Source organism: Polaromonas sp. (genome assembly GCF_031411155.1).
In the GTDB taxonomy this organism is placed as follows: domain Bacteria; phylum Pseudomonadota; class Gammaproteobacteria; order Burkholderiales; family Burkholderiaceae_C; genus Polaromonas.
Map to the genome: position 1 here is coordinate 1 of NZ_JANOAL010000074.1, position 19,689 is coordinate 19,689.

Sequence of the window (19,689 nt, forward strand, 5' to 3'; positions counted from 1 at the left end):
GCCATGCGTTTGTTGTCACCGTAATACCACCGCACCACCTCTGCGGGCTTCTCGTAACTCGCCGCAAGTTCGTCGATGTGGGCCTTGATCTGGTCCGGCCTGGCTTGCAGGTTGTTGGTCCGAACCAGTTCGGCCACCACCAGCCCGAGCCGGACCCGCCGCTGCGCCTGCGGGCGAAACACATCCTCCGGGATCGGCGCCTTGTCCGCGTCCTTGACGCCGCGTTGCTTCAGGTCAGCGCGGGCGCCTTCGATCATGCGGGCCACTTCGGACTGCACGCTGGCGTTGGGCAGGTCCAGTTCGGCATTGGCAATCAACGCGTCCATGACAGCGTTTTTATTGCGCGCCAGCACGCGGAACTTGACTTCGCGCTCCAGGTTTTTCTTGATGTCGGCACGAAGGGCTTCAACCGTTGCCTCGGCAATGCCCAGGGATTTGGCCAAGGCTTCGTTGACTTCCGGCAGGTGGGCGGCTTCAAGCTTTTTGACCGTGACCAGGAAATCAGCCTGCTTGCCTGCAACGTCCTTGCCGTGGTAGTCGGCCGGGAAGTTCAGTGGGAAGGTTTTGCTGTCGCCGCTTTTCATGCCGCGCACGGCGTCTTCAAACTCGGTCAGCATCTGGCCATCGCCGATGATGAATTGGTAGTCATCAGCCTTGCCGCCGGCGAAAGGCTCACCGTCAATCTTGCCTTCAAAATCAATCGTGGCACGGTCGGTGTCCTGGGCGGGCACGTCGGCACCGCGCTGGGCGAAGGTGCGGCGCTGCTTGCGCAGGATGTCAATCGTCTTGTCGATGGCGGCGTCGCTGACGTCGGCGCTGAGCTTTTCAACTTCGGCGTTGGCCAGATCGGCGATTTTGACTTCGGGGTAGACCTCGAACACCGCGTCAAACACCAGTTCGCCTTCGGGCGAGCCTTCTTTTTCGCTGATGCGGGGCTGGCCGGCGACACGCAGCTTGGCTTCATTGGCGGCCACGGCAAAAGCCTCGCCGACCTTGTCGTTCATGACTTCGTAATGCACCGAGTAGCCATAGCGCTGGGCCACCACGTTCATGGGAACCTTGCCGGGACGAAAACCGTCCATCTTCACCGTGCGGGCCAGCTTCTTCAGGCGGGTATCGACTTCCGACTGGATGGTATTGACGGGCAGCGTCAGCGTCATTTTGCGCTCGAGCTTTTCAAGGGTTTCAACAGTCACGGCCATGATGGTTCCTAAGATCAAAAATTAGTCAAAACAGGGTTTTCACCTGACATGCGGAAATTTCGCAAGGCCTGAAGGCTTGCGGACGGCACATGCCGCCCACAAGGCATCAGGGATGGTGCGCGGGGGGGGACTCGAACCCCCACACCATTGCTGGCGTCAGGACCTAAACCTGGTGCGTCTACCAATTTCGCCACCCGCGCGCCTGAAATAAAAACGGGAACCGGAAAAAACTTCCAGATCCCGTTCGAAATCGGTCAACGTTCTATTTTAGCCTGTATCAGGCCGGCCTTTACGGCATGCCTGCTCAGGCCGTGGGTGTTTCCCGCTTCACCCGGAACCACGCCGCATACATGGCGGGCAGTGCCAGCAGGGTCAGCACGGTGGCCACCACCAGCCCGCCCATGATGGCCACCGCCATCGGCCCCCAGAACACGCTGCGCGACAGCGGGATCATGGCCAGCACCGCAGCGGCGGCGGTCAGCACAATGGGGCGCAGGCGGCGCACGGCCGACTCGACAATCGCATCCCAGGCCGGCACGCCGCGGGCACGGTCCTGCTCGATCTGGTCAATCAGGATCACCGAATTTCGCTGGATCATGCCCATGAGGGCAATCACGCCCAGCAGGGCCACGAAGCCAAACGGCCGACCCAGCAGGATCAGCGCCCCGGCCACGCCGGCAATACCGAGCGGGCCAGTCAGGAACACCAGCATGGCGCGGCTAAAGCTGTGCAACTGCAGCATCAGCAAGGTGAAGGTCAAAAACAGCATGACCGGAATACCCGCCGCGATGGAGGCCGAGCCTTTGCTGCTTTCCTCGACCGCACCGGCCACCTGAATGCGGTAGCCGTTCATGCCGCTGCCATGCCATTTCGCCTCCAGCGCCTTGAGTCGGGGCTGCAACTCCTGCGTCACCGTGGCGCCCTGCATGCCCTCCACGATATCGCTTTGAACCGTGATCGCGTAGTCGCGGTTTTCGCGCCACATCACGCCCGGTTCCCAGCCAAATACCGGCTTGGCAATCTGCGTCAGCGGAATCGATTTGCCCGACGCCGTGGGCAGATAGGCATTGCCGATATCGGTGATGGCGTTGCGCTCGTCCAGCGGCTGGCGCAGCACGATGTCGATCAGCTTGTCGCCTTCGCGGAACTGGCCAACCGTGGTGCCGGCCAGAATGGTTTTGGAAGCTTGGGCAATCGACTGGCTGGTCACGCCCAGCGCGCGCGCCTTGGACTGGTCCACCTCCAGCCGCAGCACCTTGACCGACTCGTTCCAGTTGTCGTTGACGCCGCGCGTGTTGGCGCTTTCACGCATCACCGCCTTGACCTCATCGGCACGTTCGCGCAGCACCAGCGGGTCCAGGCCAACGACCCGGAACTGCACCGGGTAGGGCACCGGCGGTCCGTTGGGCAGCAGCTTGACCCGGCCGCGCACCTCGGGGAACTCGGTGGCCAGCAGCGCCGGCAGCCGCACGCGCAACGATTCACGCACTTTCAGGTCTTTGGCCAGCACAATCAGCTGCGACACGTTGGTCTGCGGAAAGACCTGGTCCAGCGGCAAATAAAAGCGTGGCACGCCGGAGCCGACCCAGGTGCTGACCGTCGTCACGCCCGCCTCCTGCATCAGCCGCTGCTCGACACGCCTGGCGGTGGCTTCATTGGCGGCAAACGAGGTGCCCTCGGGGAACCAGATGTCCACCAGGATTTCGGGGCGGCTTGAATCGGGGAAGAACTGCTGCTGCACCTTGCCCATGCCGACAATGCCCAGCGCAAAAATCAGCACGGTACTGCCAATCGTGATCCAGCGGTGCTGCACGCACCAGTTCACGGCCCGGCGAAACACGTTGTAAAACGGGCTGTCGAACATCTCGTGCGGGCTGTCCTGGGCCGCAGCCACCTCCTGCACATGGGGCGGCAGCAATAGCTTCGCCCCCACGCTCGCCACTTCGTTGGCTTCGCTGCCCCCCGGGGGGGCCGTCGCCGCCTTGGGGCGGCCCGGCGGCGGCTTGAGCAGCAAGGTGCCGAGGGAAGGCACAAAGTAAACCGACACGATCCAGCTCAGCACCAGCGCGATCACGGTCACGGCAAAAATCGCAAAGGTGTATTCGCCGGTCACCGACCGGGCCAGGCCAATCGGCAAAAAGCCCACGGCGGTGATCAGCGTGCCGGTCAGCATCGGCATGGCGGTGATTTCGTAGGCGAAGGTGGCGGCGCGCACCTTGTCGTAGCCCTCCTCCATCTTGCGCACCATCATTTCCACGGCAATGATGGCGTCGTCCACCAGCAGGCCCAGCGCAATGATCAGCGAGCCCAGCGAAATCTTGTGCAGGCCTATGCCCCAGTACCACATGGCCAGAAACGTCATGCCCAGCACCAGCGGAATCGTGATGCCCACGACCAGGCCGGGGCGGATGTCGATGTACCAGCGCTTGTACAGCGGATGCCGGCCAGGCCGCTTGTGCAGCCCCAGGCTGATGAAACTGACGGCCAGCACGATCACCACGGCCTCGATCAGCACCTTGACGAATTCATTGACCGAAGACGCCACGGCGGTGGGCTGGTCCTGAATCTGCACCAGCTTGATGCCGGCCGGCAGGCTGGTTTTGACGCTGTCCGAGAGTTTGCCGAGCGACTTGCCCAGCCCGATGATGTCGCCGCCCTTGACCATGGACACGCCCAGCGCAATCACCTCTTTGCCCTGGTGATGCACCTTGACGGCGGGCGGGTCGACGTAGCCGCGCTTGATCTCGGCAATGTCGCCCAGCTGCAGCTGGTTGCCCGAGCTGCCGCGTATCGGCATGACGCGCAACTGCTGCACCGCCTCGAACTGGCCGGCCACCCGCACCTGCACCACATCCAGCGGCGTCTGCACCGCGCCGGCCGGTTCGATCGCGTTTTGCTGGCCCAGCTGCGCCAGCACCTGGTTCATGTCCAACCCGAGCTGGGCCAGGCGCTTTTGCGAGATTTCAATGAACAGTTTCTCGTCCTGCGCGCCAAACAGCTCGACCTTGCTGACATCGGGCACGCGCAGCAGCTGCTGGCGCACGTCATCGGCAAAGGTCTTGAGCTCGGCATAGTTGAAGCCGTCGGCCTCCAGCGCATAGATCACGCCATAGACATCGCCAAAATCGTCGTTGAAAAACGGCCCCTGTACGCCGCCCGGCAGGGTAAAGCGCATGTCGCCCACCTTCTTGCGCACGCTGTACCAGACGTTGGGCACGTCGGCGGCCCTGGACGAATCCTTGATCTGGAAAATGATCTGCGACTCGCCCGGCTTGGAATAGCTGCGTATCTTGTCGGCGTAGGGCACTTCCTGCAGCGTACGCTCGATCTTGTCGGTGACCTGCTCGGCCACCTGCTGGGCCGTGGCGCCGGGCCAGTTGGTGCGTATCACCATGGCCCGAAAGGTAAACGGCGGGTCTTCGTCCTGGCCGAGCTGAAAGTAGGCGGCAAAGCCCAGCGCCATCAGCACCAGCAGCAGGTAGCGGGTCAGCGCCGGGTGGTCGAGCGCCCATTTGGAGAGGTTGAACGCCTCTTTTGGCTGCGTCTGCGTCATGGCCGGCTCACTTCAGGGCCGGACCGGAGGCCGCAGGCGCGAGCGCATTTGCTCCTGATTTTATAGCATCATGTGCACGTTCTGCCTGGGACAGGGCCACTTTTTCCTTGTAAATGGTGACTTTCTGGCCAGGTGACAGCACATGCACGCCGGCGCTCACCACCAGCATGCCCGGCGCCAGGCCGGCGGCCACCACCGCCTCATTGCCGTCGGCCGTGGCAATCTGGATCACCTGGGACTTGAGCGTCATGCTGGCCGGCTCCAGCACCCAGACCGCGGTGGACTGGCCCTCTTGCCGCAGCGCCGTGGTCGGCAGCTTGATCACCGCCACGCCCTGCACCGGCGCAACGGGCGCGCCTTGCGGAATCACCGACACGGTGGCGCCCAGCGCGGGCGCCGGCTGGCCGTCGAGCAGGGAGACCTTGACCGGATAGGTGCGCGTGGCCGGGTCGCTGCTGGCCGCCACTTCGCGCACCTTGCCGGCCAACTCGGTGCTTTGGGCCCAGACCCGCAGCCTGACCGGCGCGCCGACCCTGATGCCGGCCACCCGGTCTTCGGGCACCGAAAACACCACATCGCGCACGCCATCGGCGGCAATGCGCACCACCGGCGCGCCGGCGGCCACCACCTGCCCGGCCTCGGCCTCCACCGCCGTGACCACCCCCGACACATCGGCCAGCAGCGCGGCGTAACTGGCCTGGTTGCCCTGCACCGCCGACTGCGACTGGGCCTGGGCCAGCTGCGCCTGGGCCGACTTGAGCGTGGCCTCGCGGCGCTCCAGCTCGGCGCCGCTGATGAAATTCTGGTCTTTCAGCTCCTGGTAGCGCTTGAAGTCTGCCGCCGCCAGGTCACGGGTGGTCTGCGCCGCCGTCACCTGGGAGCGCGCCGCATCGGCGGCCAGCCGGTAGTCCTGCGGATCCAGCTGCGCCAGCACCTGGCCGGCCTTGACGCGCTGGCCCAACTCGGCCTGGCGTTTGATGATCTTGCCGCCGACCCGAAACCCAAGGCGCGATTCGACCTGCGCCTTGACTTCGCCGGCGTACTCGTGCGCAGCGGTCAACTCGGTAGTGCCCACCGTGATCACCCTCACCGCCCGGATCGGCTCCTGCGGCGGTGCGGTCGGGGAACAGGCAACCAGCAGCGCGGCGGCACTGGCCAGGGCAAAGACGGATATTTTCATCATCTGATTCAGGAGAAATGGACTTGACGGAAAGAAGGCGCAGCGCCGTGAAAAGCACTGTTGTCGAAATTACTGACTGACTGGTTAGTAATCTAGAGCAAACGCCAGGCCTTGTCAAGCAGCCCGTCAACTGAATCAAACGGAAATAACATTCTTCTCCAGCGCCCGGAACCCAACGCCCGAAACTTACCCGGGCTGAGTAGACTTGGCGCCGACTCAAGCCTGGGCGGCAATCACCCCGATCTCGACCCGATATTCAGGTGCGGCCAGCCGCGCGCTCAGCACGGTGGCCCGTGCCGGGGTGGCGCCGGGCACGACCCAGGCCTCCCAGGCGCGGTTCATGTCGGCAAAGGTGTCCATGTCGGTGAGCCAGATGGTGGCGCTCAAGATGCGGGTTTTGTCACTGCCGGCGGCGGCCAGCAGGCGGTCTATGCTGGCCAGCGCCTGCTGGGTCTGGGTGTAGACACTGGGGCCGGCATCAGGGTCGGCGACCTGGCCGGCCAGGTAAACGGTTTTCTGGTGCACCACGGCTTGCGACATGCGGGGGCCGGTTTCAATGCGCTGGATGGACATGGGTTGCCTGAGAGGTGAAGGTTTAAAAAAACGGGAGAAAATTATCGATTGGCCATGGCCGGTGACAAGGCGACCAGGCACAGAATCTCGAACAGCATCTGGGCGCCCACCTGGGCCGTGTTGCTGGTCGGGTCATGCTGGGGGGCGACTTCCATCACGTCGCCGCCCACAATATTCAGGCCCGACAGGCCGCGCAGCAGGGTCAGCACTTCGCGCGGAGTCAACCCGCCCACCTCGGGCGTGCCCGTGCCCGGCGCGTAGGCGGGGTCCAGGCTGTCCACGTCAAACGTCACATAGGTCGGGCCGTCACCCACCACTTCCCGGGCGCGCCGGATCACGGCCTCGACACCCATTTTCGAAAACTCCTCGGCATGGATCACGGTCATGCCGGAATCAAACGAAAACTCCCACAAGTACTCGGCGCCGCCCCGAATGCCGATCTGGATGCTGCGGCGCGGGTCCAGCACGCCCGCCAGCACGGCTTCGCGAAACGGTCCGCCATGGTGAAATTTGGAGCCCTCGTAGGTGCCGGCGGTGTCGCAGTGCGCGTCGATGTGCACCATGCCCACCGGCCGGTCACGCCCCACGGCCTTCAAAATGGAGCCGGTGATGGAATGGTCGCCGCCCACGGCCAGCGGAATCACCCCGGCCTTCACGACCTGGGTAAAACACGCCTCGATGTCGGCATGGCATTCCTCCAGGCTGAAGCGGCTGTGCATCGGCACATCGCCGACGTCGGCCATTTTCAGCCGCGTGATGGGCGCCATGCCCAGCGCATGCTCGTAAGGCCCGATACGCTCCACGTTGCGCACGGCCCGTGGCCCCAGCCGCGCCCCGGCGCGATTGGTCACGCCCAGGTCCATCGGCACGCCAATCAGCGCGACATCGAGACCCGCCAGGTTGGGCAGAGGCTGGGCCAGACCGTCGGGCCGGTAAGGCGCATCGAGAAAGGTGGCGACATCGGCAAACGGCCACTTGCGGCGGTCCGAGCTGCTGAAGATCTGCTCGGCCACGGCCTTGAAGGCCGGATGAAACATGTCGGCGCCCGAGGCGTCGGTATAGCGGGCCCGCAAGCGGGCCAGGTGTTCTGCATTGGTGGTCATGGCATGGCTCATGGTGAGGTAGAAATGGGGTAAGCGGCCTGGCGCTGAAGGCACAGCCGTGCGGCGGCCAGGTCTTCGAGTGCGGCCCCGACCGATTTGAAAACGGTGATGTCTGCGTCGCTACGCGGTACCGTCTGTCCGGCGCGGCACAGCGACAGCAGATCGCCCTGGATGCGTTCCTGGGTCAGAGCCCCCGAGGCCAGCGCCTGAATCAGGTCGCCAGCTTCGGCCAGCGCGCCAACGGTGGTGTCGCACCAGACCGAGGTGGCGCGCTTGAAGACCTCGTCATCGGCCTCCCGCATCTGCGGCGTGAAAGCGCCCACCAGGTCCACATACGTGCCGGGGCGCAGCCAGTCGCCCTGCAACAGCGCGGTTTTGGACAGGGTGGCGCAGCTGATGATGTCGGCCTGGTCGCAGGCCTCTTGCAGGCTGGTGACCGGCAGCGCGTTCACGCCCTGCGCCTGCAGGGCTTGCGCACTTTCCTGCGCCTTGGCCGGCGACCGGCCCCACACCAGCACCCGCGTGATGGGCCGGACCTGGGCATGGGCCAGCGGCAGGTACTGCGACAGGCGACCGCTGCCCACCATCAGCAAAGTCGCGCTGTCGCGCCGCGACAGGTACTGGCTGGCCAGCGCCGAAGCGGCGGCCGTGCGGCGCGCGGTCAGCTCGCCCGCATCCAGCACCGCCTGAGGCCGGCCGGTGGCGCCCTCCAGCAGCAGATACAGCCCGTGAATCGAAGGCAGGTTCAGGCCGGCGTTGTCGGGGTAGACCGTGACCAGTTTGACGCCCACGCCCAGGCCGGGGCTCCAGGCGGGCATGGACAGCAGCACCGGTGTGCCGGCGCCACCCATGCCCGGCATGTGATGGTGCGCCCGCGTGGGTGTCGTCAGATCGGTCGCGGCGAAAGCCTGTTGCAAGGCCTGCAGCAGTTCGGGCCAGGGCAAATGGCGGGCCACCGCAGCGGCATCGACAAACAGGGGGGAGCCAGACGGCAAAGACGTATCCATAAAAACTTTTCTTTCTCAGGCGGCAAAGACCGAGCAGCGCCCGGCATCAATCAGCACGTTCACGCGCTGGCCGCACAGCGCGTTCTGAAACTGGTCTCCGCTGCCGTGACAACGCAAGCGCTCATCGCCGCAGCGCAGGATCAATTCAGACTTGGCACCGAGGTCGCGCAGAAAATCAATCTCGCCCGCGATGCTGTTGGGCCGCGCCGATGCGCCCGTGCCGGCCGACTCAAAGGTGAGGTCTTCGGAGCGCACCGCCAGCGTCACGGCACTGCCGGCGGGCAGGCTGTTGGGCAGGGCCAGCGGGCTGCCCAGCACCTCGATCACGCCCGGGCTGCGCACCACGCCGGGCAGCAGATTGGCGGCGCCCAGAAATTCGGCGACAAAGGCATTGGCCGGATTGCGATAAACCTGCGAGGGGGTGTCGCATTGCTGCACGCGCCCGCCTTTGAGCACCACCAGACGATCGGACAACATCATGGCCTCGTGCTGGTCGTGCGTGACCACGATGGTGGTGACACCGAATTGCTGCTGCAGCTGCCTCAGCTCAATCTGCATGCTGTCGCGCAGCTGGGCATCGAGCGCCGACAGCGGCTCATCGAGCAAAAACAGCTTGGGCGGCACGGCCAGCGCACGCGCAATGGCCACGCGCTGGCGCTGCCCGCCCGAGAGCGCCGACACCGGCCGGTCGGCGATGGCCGGCAGCTGCACCATGTGCAGCAGCTGCTCGACGCGGCTGGCGCGCTGCGCCGGCGCCACGCCCTTGAGCTTCATGCCGTAGGCGATGTTTTCGGCCACCGTCATGTGCGGAAACAGCGCCAGCGACTGGAACACCATGCCAAAGCCGCGCAGGTGCGGCGCCACGTGGCTGATCTCCTGGCCGTCCAGCAGCAGCTGGCCGCTGCTGGCGCGCTCAAAGCCCGAGATGATGCGCAGCAAGGTGGTCTTGCCGCAACCCGAGGGGCCGAGCAGGCAGACGAATTCGCCGCGCGCGATGCTCAGGTCCACCTCGCTGAGCACTTCGGCGCTGCCAAAGCGTTTGCCTATGCCGCGGAGTTCCAGATGCTTGTCCATGTGCAACAGTCTTTCGTTAATCAGGTTTCGGGAGTCGGGGCTCAAAACAGGCTGCCCTTGCCGGCCACAATCTTGTCGACCCAGGCAATCAGCGCCACGTCCAGCGCAATGATCAGGGTCGAAATGGCCAGCGTGGTCGGGTCAAGCGACGAGACGGTGCGGCTGTACATCCAGATCGGCAAGGTGCGCACGTCAATCGTGTACATGAAGAAAGTCACGGTGAATTCGTTGAATGAAATGATGAAGGCGAAGATCAGCCCGGCCATGATTCCGGGCTTCATCAGCGGCACCACCACATGCAAAATGGCACGCAGCGGCGAGGCGCCGAGCGACATCGCGGCTTCTTCCAGATCCACCCCGACCCCGTTCATGGCGCTCAGGCAGTTGCGCAAGACAAAGGGCAGCGCCAGCGTGATGTGCGGAATCGCCAGCCGGAACAGGCCCAGGTCCACCCCGGTTTCGCGGCTCAGCGCTTCGGTCATCAGCAGGTAGGCCACGCCCAGCACCACCAGCGGAAACACGATGGGCAAGGTGAACAGCAGCTCGGCCACCTGGCGCCAGCGCCCATGGCTGCGCACCACCGCATACGACAGCGGCACGCACACGCTGACACTGGCCAGCATGGTGATCAGGCCCACCACGAAGCTGCTGGTCATGGCGCTGAAGGCCGACATGCTGCCCTCGCTTTTGTCGCCAAACAGCACATCGAAGGCGGCGCCGTACCAGCGCAGCGACAGCGAAGTCGGCGGGAAATCGAGGTTGGTGCCGCCCGAGAACGACATGATCAGGATGATGACCACCGGCAGTGCGGCAATCAGCAGGCCAAGACCGGCCAGCAGCCCCATGACCCAGCCGAAAGAGCCGCGACCGGTTGCGGCAGAAGGTGAGGTGATCGGTACCATCAATGGGCTCCCCGTGCCGTTGTGGCGGGTGAAGACAGGCGGGTGGACAGCCAGGTCGCGGCCATCAGGGTCACCAGCGTGATGGCAATCAGGGCCACACCGGCCGCCGAGGCGCCGGCCCAGTCAAACATCGGTGAAATCATGTCGCGGATTGCCACGCCCATGGTCTGGACCCGGCGACCGCCCAGCAGCAAGGGCACCGCAAACGCGCTGGCGTTGAAGGCAAAGACGATGGAGGCGGCGCCAATCAGCCCCGGCTTGAGCAGCGGCAGCGTGATGTCGCGAAACGCCACCCAGGGCGTGGCCCCGAGGCTGGCGCTGGCCTCCAGGTACTGGCCTGAGATGGCGCGCATCGAGCCCAGAATCGGAAACACCGCCAGCGGCAGCGCCGTTTGCACCAGGCCCACCAGAACGCCGATTTCATTGAACAACAGTTGCACCGGGCGATCCAGCAGGCCCAGCTTGAGCAGCACACCATTGATGATGCCGTTGGGTCCCAGCACCATGATCCAGCCATAAGACTGAATCAGCAGATTCAAAATCATGGGCAGCAAAATCAGGCTGGTCACCACCCGCCGCCAGATCGGCTGGGTAATCGCCGCCATCAGCATCGCCACCGGCACCGCCAGCACCAGGCAGATGACGGTGCTGAGCGCCGCCAGCTTGAGCGTGAGCACCACCGAGCGCAGGAAGAATGGGTCGAGCAATCCGGCATAGCGCTCAAGACTGAAGCCCTCGACGGTCTGCGTGTCGGCCGAAAAAGAAAAGCGCAGCACAAAGACGATGGCCATCAGGAAGGGCAGCAACAGCACAAGGGCCGGCAAGGCCAGCAGGGCCAGCCGCAAACGGCCTGACGGCAAAGAGGTCATGGACGGGACTTTCCGGGCAGCCAGACCGCGCGCTGCGGTCTGGCCAGGATGGGCATCAACGGTAATCAAGGAGCTACCCGGAGACAATCAGGAGAAGGTCTGCGTGTAACGCTTGATCCAGCTGTCGCGCACCGCCGCAATCACCGCCTTGTCATGGATCACGGCGGTGGAGCCCAGCTGTTCGGGCTTGATGATGAAGGGGCTTTTCAGCGCCTCGGGCGACAGCACGGCCTTCAGGTTGACCGGGCCGTTCAGCACGTCCTCGGCCATTTTCCCCTGCACCACCGGGTCCAGCGTGTGGTTGAGGAAGGCGTGAATCACCGCGGACTCACCGGGGTGCGCCTTGGGCATGATGGTGTACATCAGGTCGGCGAAAAAGCCTTCCTTGAGGTTGTAGGTCGCGCCCAGGCCAGAGTTCGGGTCTTTCAGTTCCTTGGCAAAAAACGCCGGCGCATACACCGCGCCAATGTCGAGCGAGTTGGAGCGGAACAGCTCGGCAATCTGCGTCGGGTTTTCGCCAAAGGTCAGCACCCGGTCTTTCAGCTCGGCCAGCTTCTTGAAGCCGCCTTCCACATTGGTGGCGCTGCCGCCGGTCAGCTTGGCCGCCGCCACGATGGTGTCCAGCGAATCGGTCCAGGTCGCAGGCGGCAAAAACACCCGCTTGGCATATTTGGGGTTCCACATTTCCTCGTAGCTGGTCGGCGCCGCCTTGAAGGTACGGGTGTTGTAAAGCATGCCGCCGGTCCACAGCAGGTAGCCCACGCCATGGCCATCGGCCCCGATGCGAAAACGCGGGTCCACGCTTTGCAGATTGGGCAGCTGGTTCAGGTCGGGTTTTTCCAGCAGGCCGGCATTGGCCAGCGTCACCGCGCCCACACCTGCCAGCGTGATCACGTCGTATTGCGGACGGTTGCCACCGGCCTTGAGCTTGGCGACCATCTCCGACGTGCTGCCGGTACGGTCGGCAATCACCTTGGCGCCGGTTTGCGCTTCAAAGGTTTGCGCGATGTTGCGCAGCACCGCCAGGCCGGTGTCGTCCGACCAGGTCAGGATGCGAATGGTTTTGCCGGCAAAGCGGCGATTTTGAGCCAGCGCGTTGAGTGCCGGGAATCCGAGCGCCGTGGAGGCCAGCGCAGCGCCCGCCTTGACCAGAGTGCGCCGTTGAATATCGTGTGTCATGTCGATTGTCTCCTGTTGGGGTAGATATAAGAATAATTTGCCTGACCGCGGAATTCCTCCCTGCAGCCCTTCAAAAAATCTCAAAGCCATCGTATTAGCTCTGCTAGAGTCGCGGTAGTCACAAAATTGTCGTGCACCTATCAATAAAACTGAATGCAAGACCTGGACCCGCACCTGCTTCGTGCATTCCTGTCAGTGATTGACGTGGGCACCGTCAACGGTGCGGCCGCGGCGCTGCACCGCACCCAGGCCGCGGTCAGCATGCAGATTCGGCGCCTCGAAGATATCGCGGGCACGCCGCTGTTTGAGCGCTCCCCCAAGGGCCTGACGGCCAACGCCGAGGGCCGGATTCTGGAGCCCTATGCGCGTGAAATCATCACCCTTAATGAAGTGGCGCGGCAGCGCATCTGCGGCCACCGGCTGGAGGGACGGGTCAAGCTGGGGGTGGTGGAGGACTTTGCCGCGACGCGGCTGATTGACATTTTGAAGTCCTTTCGTGACCAGAACCCGAATGTCCACCTGGACCTGATCATTGCCGGCAACCGGCAACTCACCACCCTGTTTGAACAGGACAAACTCGACCTGCTGATCGGCGACACCCAGGGTCTGGCGCACGAGCCCCTGGTCGAATGGCCCGAAAAGCTGCTGTGGGTGGCGCGCTCCGACCTGACGCTGTCTCCCGGCGCCCCCCTGCCGGTCATCCTGTTCACCGAAACCTGCCCCTGGCGCATGCCGGTCATGACCTCCCTGGCAGACAGCCAGTTGCGCTGGAACATGGTGTGCGAGGCTTCGACGCTGGTCGCCATGGCAACCGCGGTACAGGTCGGCATCGGCATCGGGCCCATGATTTCAGCGACCATTCCCGCCGGCTGCCGGGTGCTGCCCTTCACACCCGACTATCCCAGCCCGATCCAGCTCGGCATTGGCCTGTACGCCCGCAGCGGCGCGTCCGAGGAAGCGAACTACCTGGCCGACTTCATCACCCGCATGCCGGGCCGGCTCGCCGCCTGAAGGACAATGGGCCGCCGCGCCCGCGCGGCGCACCAGTTCCTCATTGGCCCGCAAGCCGCCCTACCGATTCCATCCTGCCCCATGCCCGACCACCCGATCAGCGCGCGAATCTTGAGTCCAGAGAAATTGACGGCGGGGGTTAACCATTACGAAAATTTCCCGGTCGCGTCCCTGCTCTGCCCACCGCAGCTGCGGCCGGCCGTGGCGGCGATTTACTGGTTTGCCCGCACCGCCGACGACATCGCCGATGAAGGCGACGCCCCGGCGCAGCAACGCCTGAGCGAGCTGGCGGCCTACCGCGCCGATCTGACCGCCACTGCCGCAGGCTTGCCCGCCTCGCCGCGCTGGGCTGCCGTGTTTGGTCCCCTGGGGCAAGTCATCACCCGGTTTGCCCTGCCGGTGCCGCTGCTGGCCGATTTGCTCAGCGCCTTCGAGCAGGACGTGGTGAAGCAGCGCTATGCCAGCCAGGACGAATTGCTGGATTACTGCACCCGCTCGGCGAATCCGGTCGGAAGGCTGCTGCTGCATCTGTATGGCGTGCGGGACGAGACCGCGCTGACCCAAAGCGACTGCATCTGCACCGCCCTGCAGCTGATCAACTTCTGGCAAGACCTGAGCGTGGACATTCCGCGCGGACGCATCTACCTGCCGGCCGACGCCTGGGCCGCGCACGGCGTGACCGAGGCGCAGTTGCTGGCGCTGCAAGCAAGCCCGAACGCTATCAATTTAATAGCTGCCAGCGCGCATTCTGCAAGGGCTACCATGCTAAAAGGCTCCCAATTGGCAAAAAAGGTGCCCGGACGCGGCGGCTGGGAGCTGCGGCTGGTGGTGCAGGGCGGCCTGCGCATCGTCGACAAGATCGAGGCGCTGGGCTTTAACACCCTGAAAACCCGGCCCAAGCTCAATGTCTGGGATGTGCTGGTGATGGGCTGGCGCAGCCTTTGGATGTGAGGGCTGCCTGCAAAGGCCACGCATCGCAGCGACAAGACATTTTTCCGCAAGGCCACCCCAAGGAAAAATAGCCCCCTCGGGGGCAGCGCAGTACGCGAAGCGACAAGCCTGGGGGCGTTTTCGCGCCTGACTTCCTATTCCCCCCAGCAGGGGCCGCGGAACCGGCTTTGCCGGGCCGCAGGCGCAGCGGCCCCCTCGGGGGGCAGCGAACCACACGCAGTGGGGAGCGTGGGGGCCACCTTCCAGCATGCAACAATCCCCCGCATGAATCCTGAGCAGTATGTCCAGCAGAAAGCCGCCGCCTCCGGCAGCAGTTTTTATTACGCTTTTTTGTTTTTGCCCAAGGAGCGGCGCGCCGCGATCACGGCTTTTTACGCGTTTTGTCGCGAAATAGACGACGTTGTCGACGAAGTGACCGACCCCGGCGTGGCGCATACCAAGCTGGCCTGGTGGCAAGCCGAGGTCGACAAGTCCTTTGCCGGCGCGCCCAGCCACCCGGTGATGAAGGCACTGATGCCACTGGCGGCCCCCTACCGCATTGAAGCGCGGCATTTGCAGGCGGTGATTGAAGGCTGCCAGATGGATCTGGCGCAAAACCGCTACCTCGACTTTCCCGGCCTGCAGCGCTACTGCCACCTGGTGGCCGGCATTGTGGGCGAAGTCGCGGCGCAGATTTTTGGCCAGACGCAGGAGGCCACCACCGCCTACGCCCACAAGCTGGGCCTGGCCTTTCAACTCACCAACATCATCCGCGACGTGGGCGAAGACGCGATGCGCGGCCGGATTTACCTGCCGCTCAATGAACTGCAGCAGTTTGACGTGAAGGCGCATGAGATTTTGAAGCGCCAGTATTCAGACCGCTTTAGCGCGCTGATGCAGTTCCAGACCGAGCGCGCGCTCGGCCTGTATGACGAAGCACTGGCGATGCTGCCCGAGGCTGACCGCCGCACCCAAAAGCCGGGCCTGATGATGGCCAGTATTTACCGCACCCTGCTGCGCGAGATCGCCGCCGACGGCTACCAGGTGCTGCACCAGCGCGTCAGCCTGACACCGCTGCGCAAGTTCTGGCTGGCTTGGAAGACGCAGGCCTTCGGCCGCGCGGTGTAAATGGCCCCCACGCTTTTCACTTCGTGTAATGCGCTGCCCCCCGGGGGGGCCGCTGCGCCTGCGGCCCGGCAAAGCCGGTTCCGCGGCCCCTGCTGGCGTGAAACGCCCCTGCGGCCCATGGTTCTCGCACCGTGAAAGTCGCCGTCATTGGTGCGGGCTGGGCCGGTTGCGCCGCCGCCGTGGAAGCAACGCGGCTGGGCCACCAGGTGACGCTGTTCGAGGCCGCGCGCAGTGCCGGCGGGCGCGCCCGGCGTGTGGAGGCCATGCTGGCGGGCCAGCCGCTGGCACTGGACAACGGCCAGCACATCCTGATTGGGGCTTACACGCAAAGCCTGCGCCTGATGAAGGACGTGGGCGTTGACGTGGACGCCGCCCTGCTGCGCCTGCCGCTGACGCTGCAGTTTCCGGGTGGCAGCGGCCTCAGGTTTCCCCGGCTGCCGGCGCCGCTCGACGCCTTGGCCGGCATCCTGGGCGCTCGCGGCTGGTCGTGGGCCGAGCGCCTGTCGCTGCTCAAGGTCGCCATCGGCTGGCAGCTCAAGGGCTTTCAGTGCGCACCCATGCAATCGGTGGCGGACCTATGCCAGGACCTGGCCCCAGGCGCCTTCGCGGCGCTGATCGAGCCCCTGTGCGTGTCCGCGCTCAACACCCCGGCCGGGCGCGCCAGCGGCCAGGTGTTTTTGCGCGTGCTGCGTGATGCGCTGTTTCTGGAAACTGGCGGCTCCAACCTGCTGCTGCCCCGCGCTGACCTGAGCGCCCTGCTGCCCGATGCCGCGCTGGCCTGGCTGGCGGCCCAGGGTGGCACGGTGCGCCTGGGTGCCCGGGTGCAGCAGCTGCTGCCGGCCGACGGGGCGGGCTGGGTCGTCAGCACTGACGGCCAAAGCACCTTTGACCGCGCGCTGCTAGCCTGCCCGCCGCTGGAGGCGGCGCGCCTGGTCGAGGGCGCCGGTGTGCCGGCCGCAGCCTGGCTCAGCGCCACCCGCCAGCTGCAGCACGAAGCCCTCACCACCGTGTATCTCCATGCACCCGGCGCGCGGCTGGACCAGCCCATGCTGGCCCTGCCCGCCACGCCGGAATTTCCGGCGCAGTTTGTGTTTGACCGCGGCCAGCTCGGTGGCCCGGCGGGTTTGCTGGCCTTCGTGGTCAGTGCCAGCGTGGGCGACGGCGCCACCTTGACGCGCCAGGTGCTGGCGCAAGCGGGCCGGCAACTCGGGCTTGGCCGCCTGGAAACGCTGCAAACCATTGTGGAAAAGCGCGCCACCTTTGCCTGCACGCCGGGCCTGCAGCGCCCGCCTGCCCCTGTCGCCCCCGGCTTGCTGGCTTGCGGTGACTACATCGATGGGCCCTATCCCGCCACGCTGGAAGGCGCCGTGCGCTCGGGGCTTGAAGCCGCCCGAAGCCTGCATTGACCGCGCAGATCGCTGCAGATCACTGCAGACTAGCTATCAAATTAATAGCATAAAATGCGCAAAAACATTGGGCCAGAGGCACTTTTTGCTATTAATTGGCCTTTTGGAAGGCCGGGCGCGCCATCGGCGATCGTCAATCTCGCCCGGCGATGGCGACGGCGACGGCGACGGGATGCTGAATTCAGCGCGGAAACAGGTCACACAGCTCGGTCAGCGTGGTCACCGTCTCATGCGGCACGGCGTCGTGCGTCCACAAATGGTCGGCGCGGTTGACCCACACCGTCTGCATGTTGCAGTTCAGCGCGCCCAGCACATCGAGCGCTGCGTCGTCGCCCACATGCAGCACCCCGGCCGGCTCCACCCCCACGGCGCCAGCGGCCGCATGAAAAATGCGCGGGTCGGGCTTGCCCACGCCAAACTGCTGGGCACTGATGCTGGCCTGAAAATAAGGGCCAAGGCCGATGCGCTGAATGTCGGCATTGCCGTTGGAAAGCGCCACCAGCGGGAAGCGGCTGGACAGAAATGCCAGTGCCAGCACCGCATCCTCAAACAGGGTGACCCGATTGCGCGCGTCAAAAAAAACGTCGAAAGCCGGCCCGGCCAGCAAAGGGTCTTCGCCGGCGCGCTGCAGCGCCACCCGGATCGCTTCGCGGCGAATCGCGCTGAGGTTGTACTTCCACTCCGGGTGCGCCTGCACCACCTGGCCTCGAATGTCATGCCGCGCCACCGGGCTCGAAAACAGCGCAGCCGTCATCGGCGCATGGCGACCCAGCCACTCGTCCAGCGCCCGTTCGGCCCGGTCAATGGCGGGCCAGACCGGCCACAGCGTGTCGTCAAGGTCGAGGGTGATGGCTTTGATCTTGCTCAGGTCCAGCATAGGTAGGCGAGAATAACCCATGTCTTTCAAGCCCGAGCCACCCTTTACCCACGGCGTGCCCCCGGCTGCCAGTTCCACCACCGCCATACTGCTTTGCAACCTGGGCACGCCCGATGCGCCCACCGCGCCAGCGCTGCGCCGCTACCTCGGAGAGTTCTTAAGCGACCCGCGTGTGGTCGAGATCCCCAGGCCGGTCTGGTGGCTGATTCTGCACGGCATCATCCTGCGCACACGCCCCAAAAAATCGGCCGCCAAATACGCCAGCATCTGGACCCCGGAGGGCTCGCCACTCAAGGTCTGGACGCAAAAACAGGCGCTGATGCTGCGCGGCTACCTGGCCGTGCGCGGGCACAGCGTGGACGTGCGCTACGCCATGCGCTACGGCAACCCGTCCATTGCGTCGCAGCTGGACCAGCTCAAGCAAGATGGCGTGACGCGCATCCTGATTTTGCCGGCCTACCCGCAGTACAGCGGCGCCACCACCGCCAGCGTGTTCGACGCCGTCTATAGCTGGGCCGCCCGCATCCGCCGCATTCCAGAACTGCGTTTCGTCAATAACTACCACGACGCGCCCGGCTACATCGACGCGCTGGCCGAAAAAATCCGCAGCCACTGGCGCCACCACGGCCAGGCCGACAAGCTGGTCATGAGCTTTCACGGCGTGCCGGAGCGTACGCTAACGCTGGGCGACCCCTACCACTGCGAATGCCACAAGACCGCACGGCTGCTGGCCGAAAAGCTCGGGCTGGCCAAAGACCGCTACCAGGTCACCTTCCAGTCGCGCTTTGGCAAGGCCAAATGGCTGCAGCCCTATACCGAGCCCACGCTGACCGGCATGGCGCGGTCCGGTGTGAAAAGCGTCGACGTGGTGTGCCCCGGCTTTACCGGCGACTGCCTGGAAACCCTGGAAGAAATCAACATGGAAGCGCGCCACGCCTTCCTGCAGGCCGGCGGCAAGGAGTTTCGCTACATCGAATGCCTGAACGACAGCCCGGCCTGGATCGCCGCGCTGGCCGACTTCAGCGCGCAGCAACTGGCGGGCTGGCCGACACAGGCGCCGCCCGACCCGGAGAAGCTGGCTGCGTCACGGGCAGCGGCTTTGGCGCTGGGGGCGAGGGAGTAGGCCAAAACAGGCCTTTTGTCTGTAAAAAGCCCTTTCAGACACAGTTGAAACCGTCTCAACTCGCGCGCTAAAGACCTTTCCCTCCCAGCGGTCAGTCTTGCCGGACAGGCGGTAGGGCTTGGGGTTTGCCTGGGAAGCGTCCCCACCTATCATTACCAAATGAAACATTTTCCGGGCTTTCATTTGCGGCAACTCCCCCGGCGGGGGCTCGCTCACTCGAACTTGCGGGGAGCAAGAGGCTTCTCGCTTCTCGAAGTCCTTATCTCCATCATCATCCTGTCGTTTGGAATCTTGGGCATGGTGGGACTGCAGGCAGCGGCGCTTCAGTCAAACCGCGAGGCGCGCCTGCAATCAACCGCAAGTTCGCTGGCACGTGAGTTGGCAGAAATGATGCGAAACAATAAAAACATTGCCTTGTTAACCGTTGGCAACCCCTATGCCGGCATCTTTAACAGCGTACCGCTTGCACCGGCGACCGCCTCGTATTGCCTGAATGTCGCCCCCAGCACAGCGGCCTGCGCAAACCCGACAGAAATTGCCAACGCCCAAATGACGGAATGGCTATCAAGGGT

At 64.6% G+C, this 19,689-nt stretch carries 17 protein-coding genes and 1 tRNA gene; 6 read left to right on the forward strand and 12 right to left on the reverse strand.

All coding sequences use genetic code 11. The annotated features are described in order from the left end of the window. The 11 genes from tig to RMO23_RS04310 all read right to left on the reverse strand — a co-directional run. Window positions 1–1,202, reverse strand: a 1,202-nt coding sequence (gene tig / locus RMO23_RS04260) for a trigger factor (RefSeq protein WP_309678857.1), incomplete at its 3' end; no start/stop codon positions are given. A 113-nt stretch (window positions 1,203–1,315) separates the two neighbouring features. Continuing rightward, a tRNA-Leu gene (locus tag RMO23_RS04265) sits at window positions 1,316–1,402 on the reverse strand. A gap of 104 nt (window positions 1,403–1,506) precedes the next feature. Then, complete coding sequence (locus tag RMO23_RS04270) at window positions 1,507–4,755, reverse strand: efflux RND transporter permease subunit (RefSeq protein WP_309678858.1); 3,249 nt, start codon at window positions 4,753–4,755, stop codon at window positions 1,507–1,509. A gap of 7 nt (window positions 4,756–4,762) precedes the next feature. After that, window positions 4,763–5,935 (reverse strand): efflux RND transporter periplasmic adaptor subunit, encoded by a 1,173-nt coding sequence (locus RMO23_RS04275; protein WP_309678859.1) that lies wholly within the window; start codon window positions 5,933–5,935, stop codon window positions 4,763–4,765. Between the two features lie 216 nt (window positions 5,936–6,151). Continuing rightward, entirely contained in the window at window positions 6,152–6,508 is a 357-nt protein-coding gene (locus tag RMO23_RS04280) for a RidA family protein (RefSeq protein ID WP_309678860.1), read from the reverse strand. A gap of 41 nt (window positions 6,509–6,549) precedes the next feature. After that, complete coding sequence (speB, locus tag RMO23_RS04285; RefSeq protein WP_309678861.1) at window positions 6,550–7,611, reverse strand: agmatinase; 1,062 nt, start codon at window positions 7,609–7,611, stop codon at window positions 6,550–6,552. A gap of 8 nt (window positions 7,612–7,619) precedes the next feature. Then, the gene (locus RMO23_RS04290) at window positions 7,620–8,618 is read right to left on the reverse strand and encodes an ornithine cyclodeaminase family protein (protein WP_309678862.1); all 999 of its coding nucleotides are present in this window, start codon (window positions 8,616–8,618) and stop codon (window positions 7,620–7,622) included. 15 nt (window positions 8,619–8,633) lie between these two features. After that, on the reverse strand, window positions 8,634–9,692 hold the full coding sequence (locus RMO23_RS04295; protein WP_309678863.1) for an ABC transporter ATP-binding protein: 1,059 nt from the start codon (window positions 9,690–9,692) through the stop codon (window positions 8,634–8,636). A 41-nt stretch (window positions 9,693–9,733) separates the two neighbouring features. After that, window positions 9,734–10,594 (reverse strand): ABC transporter permease, encoded by an 861-nt coding sequence (locus RMO23_RS04300; protein ID WP_309678864.1) that lies wholly within the window; start codon window positions 10,592–10,594, stop codon window positions 9,734–9,736. Continuing rightward, complete coding sequence (locus tag RMO23_RS04305) at window positions 10,594–11,463, reverse strand: ABC transporter permease (protein WP_309678865.1); 870 nt, start codon at window positions 11,461–11,463, stop codon at window positions 10,594–10,596. The genes RMO23_RS04300 and RMO23_RS04305 overlap by 1 nt, the downstream gene beginning before the upstream one ends. Before the next feature lie 87 nt (window positions 11,464–11,550). Continuing rightward, complete coding sequence (locus RMO23_RS04310; protein ID WP_309678866.1) at window positions 11,551–12,642, reverse strand: ABC transporter substrate-binding protein; 1,092 nt, start codon at window positions 12,640–12,642, stop codon at window positions 11,551–11,553. Between the two features lie 153 nt (window positions 12,643–12,795). Here RMO23_RS04310 and RMO23_RS04315 point away from each other — a divergent pair, with 153 nt between their 5' ends. From RMO23_RS04315 to hpnE, 4 genes are all read left to right on the forward strand, one after another. Then, complete coding sequence (locus tag RMO23_RS04315) at window positions 12,796–13,653, forward strand: LysR substrate-binding domain-containing protein (protein ID WP_309678867.1); 858 nt, start codon at window positions 12,796–12,798, stop codon at window positions 13,651–13,653. An 81-nt stretch (window positions 13,654–13,734) separates the two neighbouring features. Continuing rightward, window positions 13,735–14,604 (forward strand): squalene synthase HpnC, encoded by an 870-nt coding sequence (gene hpnC / locus RMO23_RS04320; protein ID WP_309678868.1) that lies wholly within the window; start codon window positions 13,735–13,737, stop codon window positions 14,602–14,604. Between the two features lie 264 nt (window positions 14,605–14,868). Next, window positions 14,869–15,711: a presqualene diphosphate synthase HpnD gene (hpnD, locus tag RMO23_RS04325; RefSeq protein WP_309678869.1), complete on the forward strand. Its 843-nt coding sequence runs from the start codon at window positions 14,869–14,871 to the stop codon at window positions 15,709–15,711. 131 nt (window positions 15,712–15,842) lie between these two features. Next, complete coding sequence (gene hpnE / locus RMO23_RS04330; RefSeq protein ID WP_405041563.1) at window positions 15,843–17,117, forward strand: hydroxysqualene dehydroxylase HpnE; 1,275 nt, start codon at window positions 15,843–15,845, stop codon at window positions 17,115–17,117. A gap of 181 nt (window positions 17,118–17,298) precedes the next feature. On the opposite strand, the gene RMO23_RS04335 is transcribed toward hpnE, so the two are convergent. After that, on the reverse strand, window positions 17,299–17,994 hold the full coding sequence (locus tag RMO23_RS04335) for an HAD family hydrolase (protein ID WP_309678870.1): 696 nt from the start codon (window positions 17,992–17,994) through the stop codon (window positions 17,299–17,301). A gap of 19 nt (window positions 17,995–18,013) precedes the next feature. Here RMO23_RS04335 and hemH point away from each other — a divergent pair, with 19 nt between their 5' ends. Both hemH and pilV read left to right on the forward strand, forming a co-directional pair. Continuing rightward, window positions 18,014–19,117 (forward strand): ferrochelatase, encoded by a 1,104-nt coding sequence (hemH, locus tag RMO23_RS04340; protein ID WP_309678871.1) that lies wholly within the window; start codon window positions 18,014–18,016, stop codon window positions 19,115–19,117. Window positions 19,118–19,276: 159 nt separating this feature from the next. Continuing rightward, a partial coding sequence (gene pilV, locus RMO23_RS04345) for a type IV pilus modification protein PilV (RefSeq protein WP_309678872.1) occupies window positions 19,277–19,689 on the forward strand: 413 nt, incomplete at its 3' end.

Bases quoted from the DNA above. Each gene is read 5' to 3' on its own strand.
- RMO23_RS04290 (WP_309678862.1), bottom strand. From the start codon at position 8,618: ATGGATACGTCTTTGCCGTCTGGCTCCCCCCTGTTTGTCGATGCCGCT.
- hpnD (WP_309678869.1), top strand. From the start codon at position 14,869: ATGAATCCTGAGCAGTATGTCCAGCAGAAAGCCGCCGCCTCCGGCAGC.
- RMO23_RS04275 (WP_309678859.1), bottom strand. From the start codon at position 5,935: ATGAAAATATCCGTCTTTGCCCTGGCCAGTGCCGCCGCGCTGCTGGTT.
- hemH (WP_309678871.1), top strand. From the start codon at position 18,014: ATGTCTTTCAAGCCCGAGCCACCCTTTACCCACGGCGTGCCCCCGGCT.
- RMO23_RS04315 (WP_309678867.1), top strand. From the start codon at position 12,796: ATGCAAGACCTGGACCCGCACCTGCTTCGTGCATTCCTGTCAGTGATT.
- hpnC (WP_309678868.1), top strand. From the start codon at position 13,735: ATGCCCGACCACCCGATCAGCGCGCGAATCTTGAGTCCAGAGAAATTG.
- RMO23_RS04280 (WP_309678860.1), bottom strand. From the start codon at position 6,508: ATGTCCATCCAGCGCATTGAAACCGGCCCCCGCATGTCGCAAGCCGTG.
- RMO23_RS04295 (WP_309678863.1), bottom strand. From the start codon at position 9,692: ATGGACAAGCATCTGGAACTCCGCGGCATAGGCAAACGCTTTGGCAGC.
- RMO23_RS04270 (WP_309678858.1), bottom strand. From the start codon at position 4,755: ATGACGCAGACGCAGCCAAAAGAGGCGTTCAACCTCTCCAAATGGGCG.
- RMO23_RS04335 (WP_309678870.1), bottom strand. From the start codon at position 17,994: ATGCTGGACCTGAGCAAGATCAAAGCCATCACCCTCGACCTTGACGAC.
- RMO23_RS04300 (WP_309678864.1), bottom strand. From the start codon at position 10,594: ATGGTACCGATCACCTCACCTTCTGCCGCAACCGGTCGCGGCTCTTTC.
- speB (WP_309678861.1), bottom strand. From the start codon at position 7,611: ATGACCACCAATGCAGAACACCTGGCCCGCTTGCGGGCCCGCTATACC.
- RMO23_RS04305 (WP_309678865.1), bottom strand. From the start codon at position 11,463: ATGACCTCTTTGCCGTCAGGCCGTTTGCGGCTGGCCCTGCTGGCCTTG.
- RMO23_RS04310 (WP_309678866.1), bottom strand. From the start codon at position 12,642: ATGACACACGATATTCAACGGCGCACTCTGGTCAAGGCGGGCGCTGCG.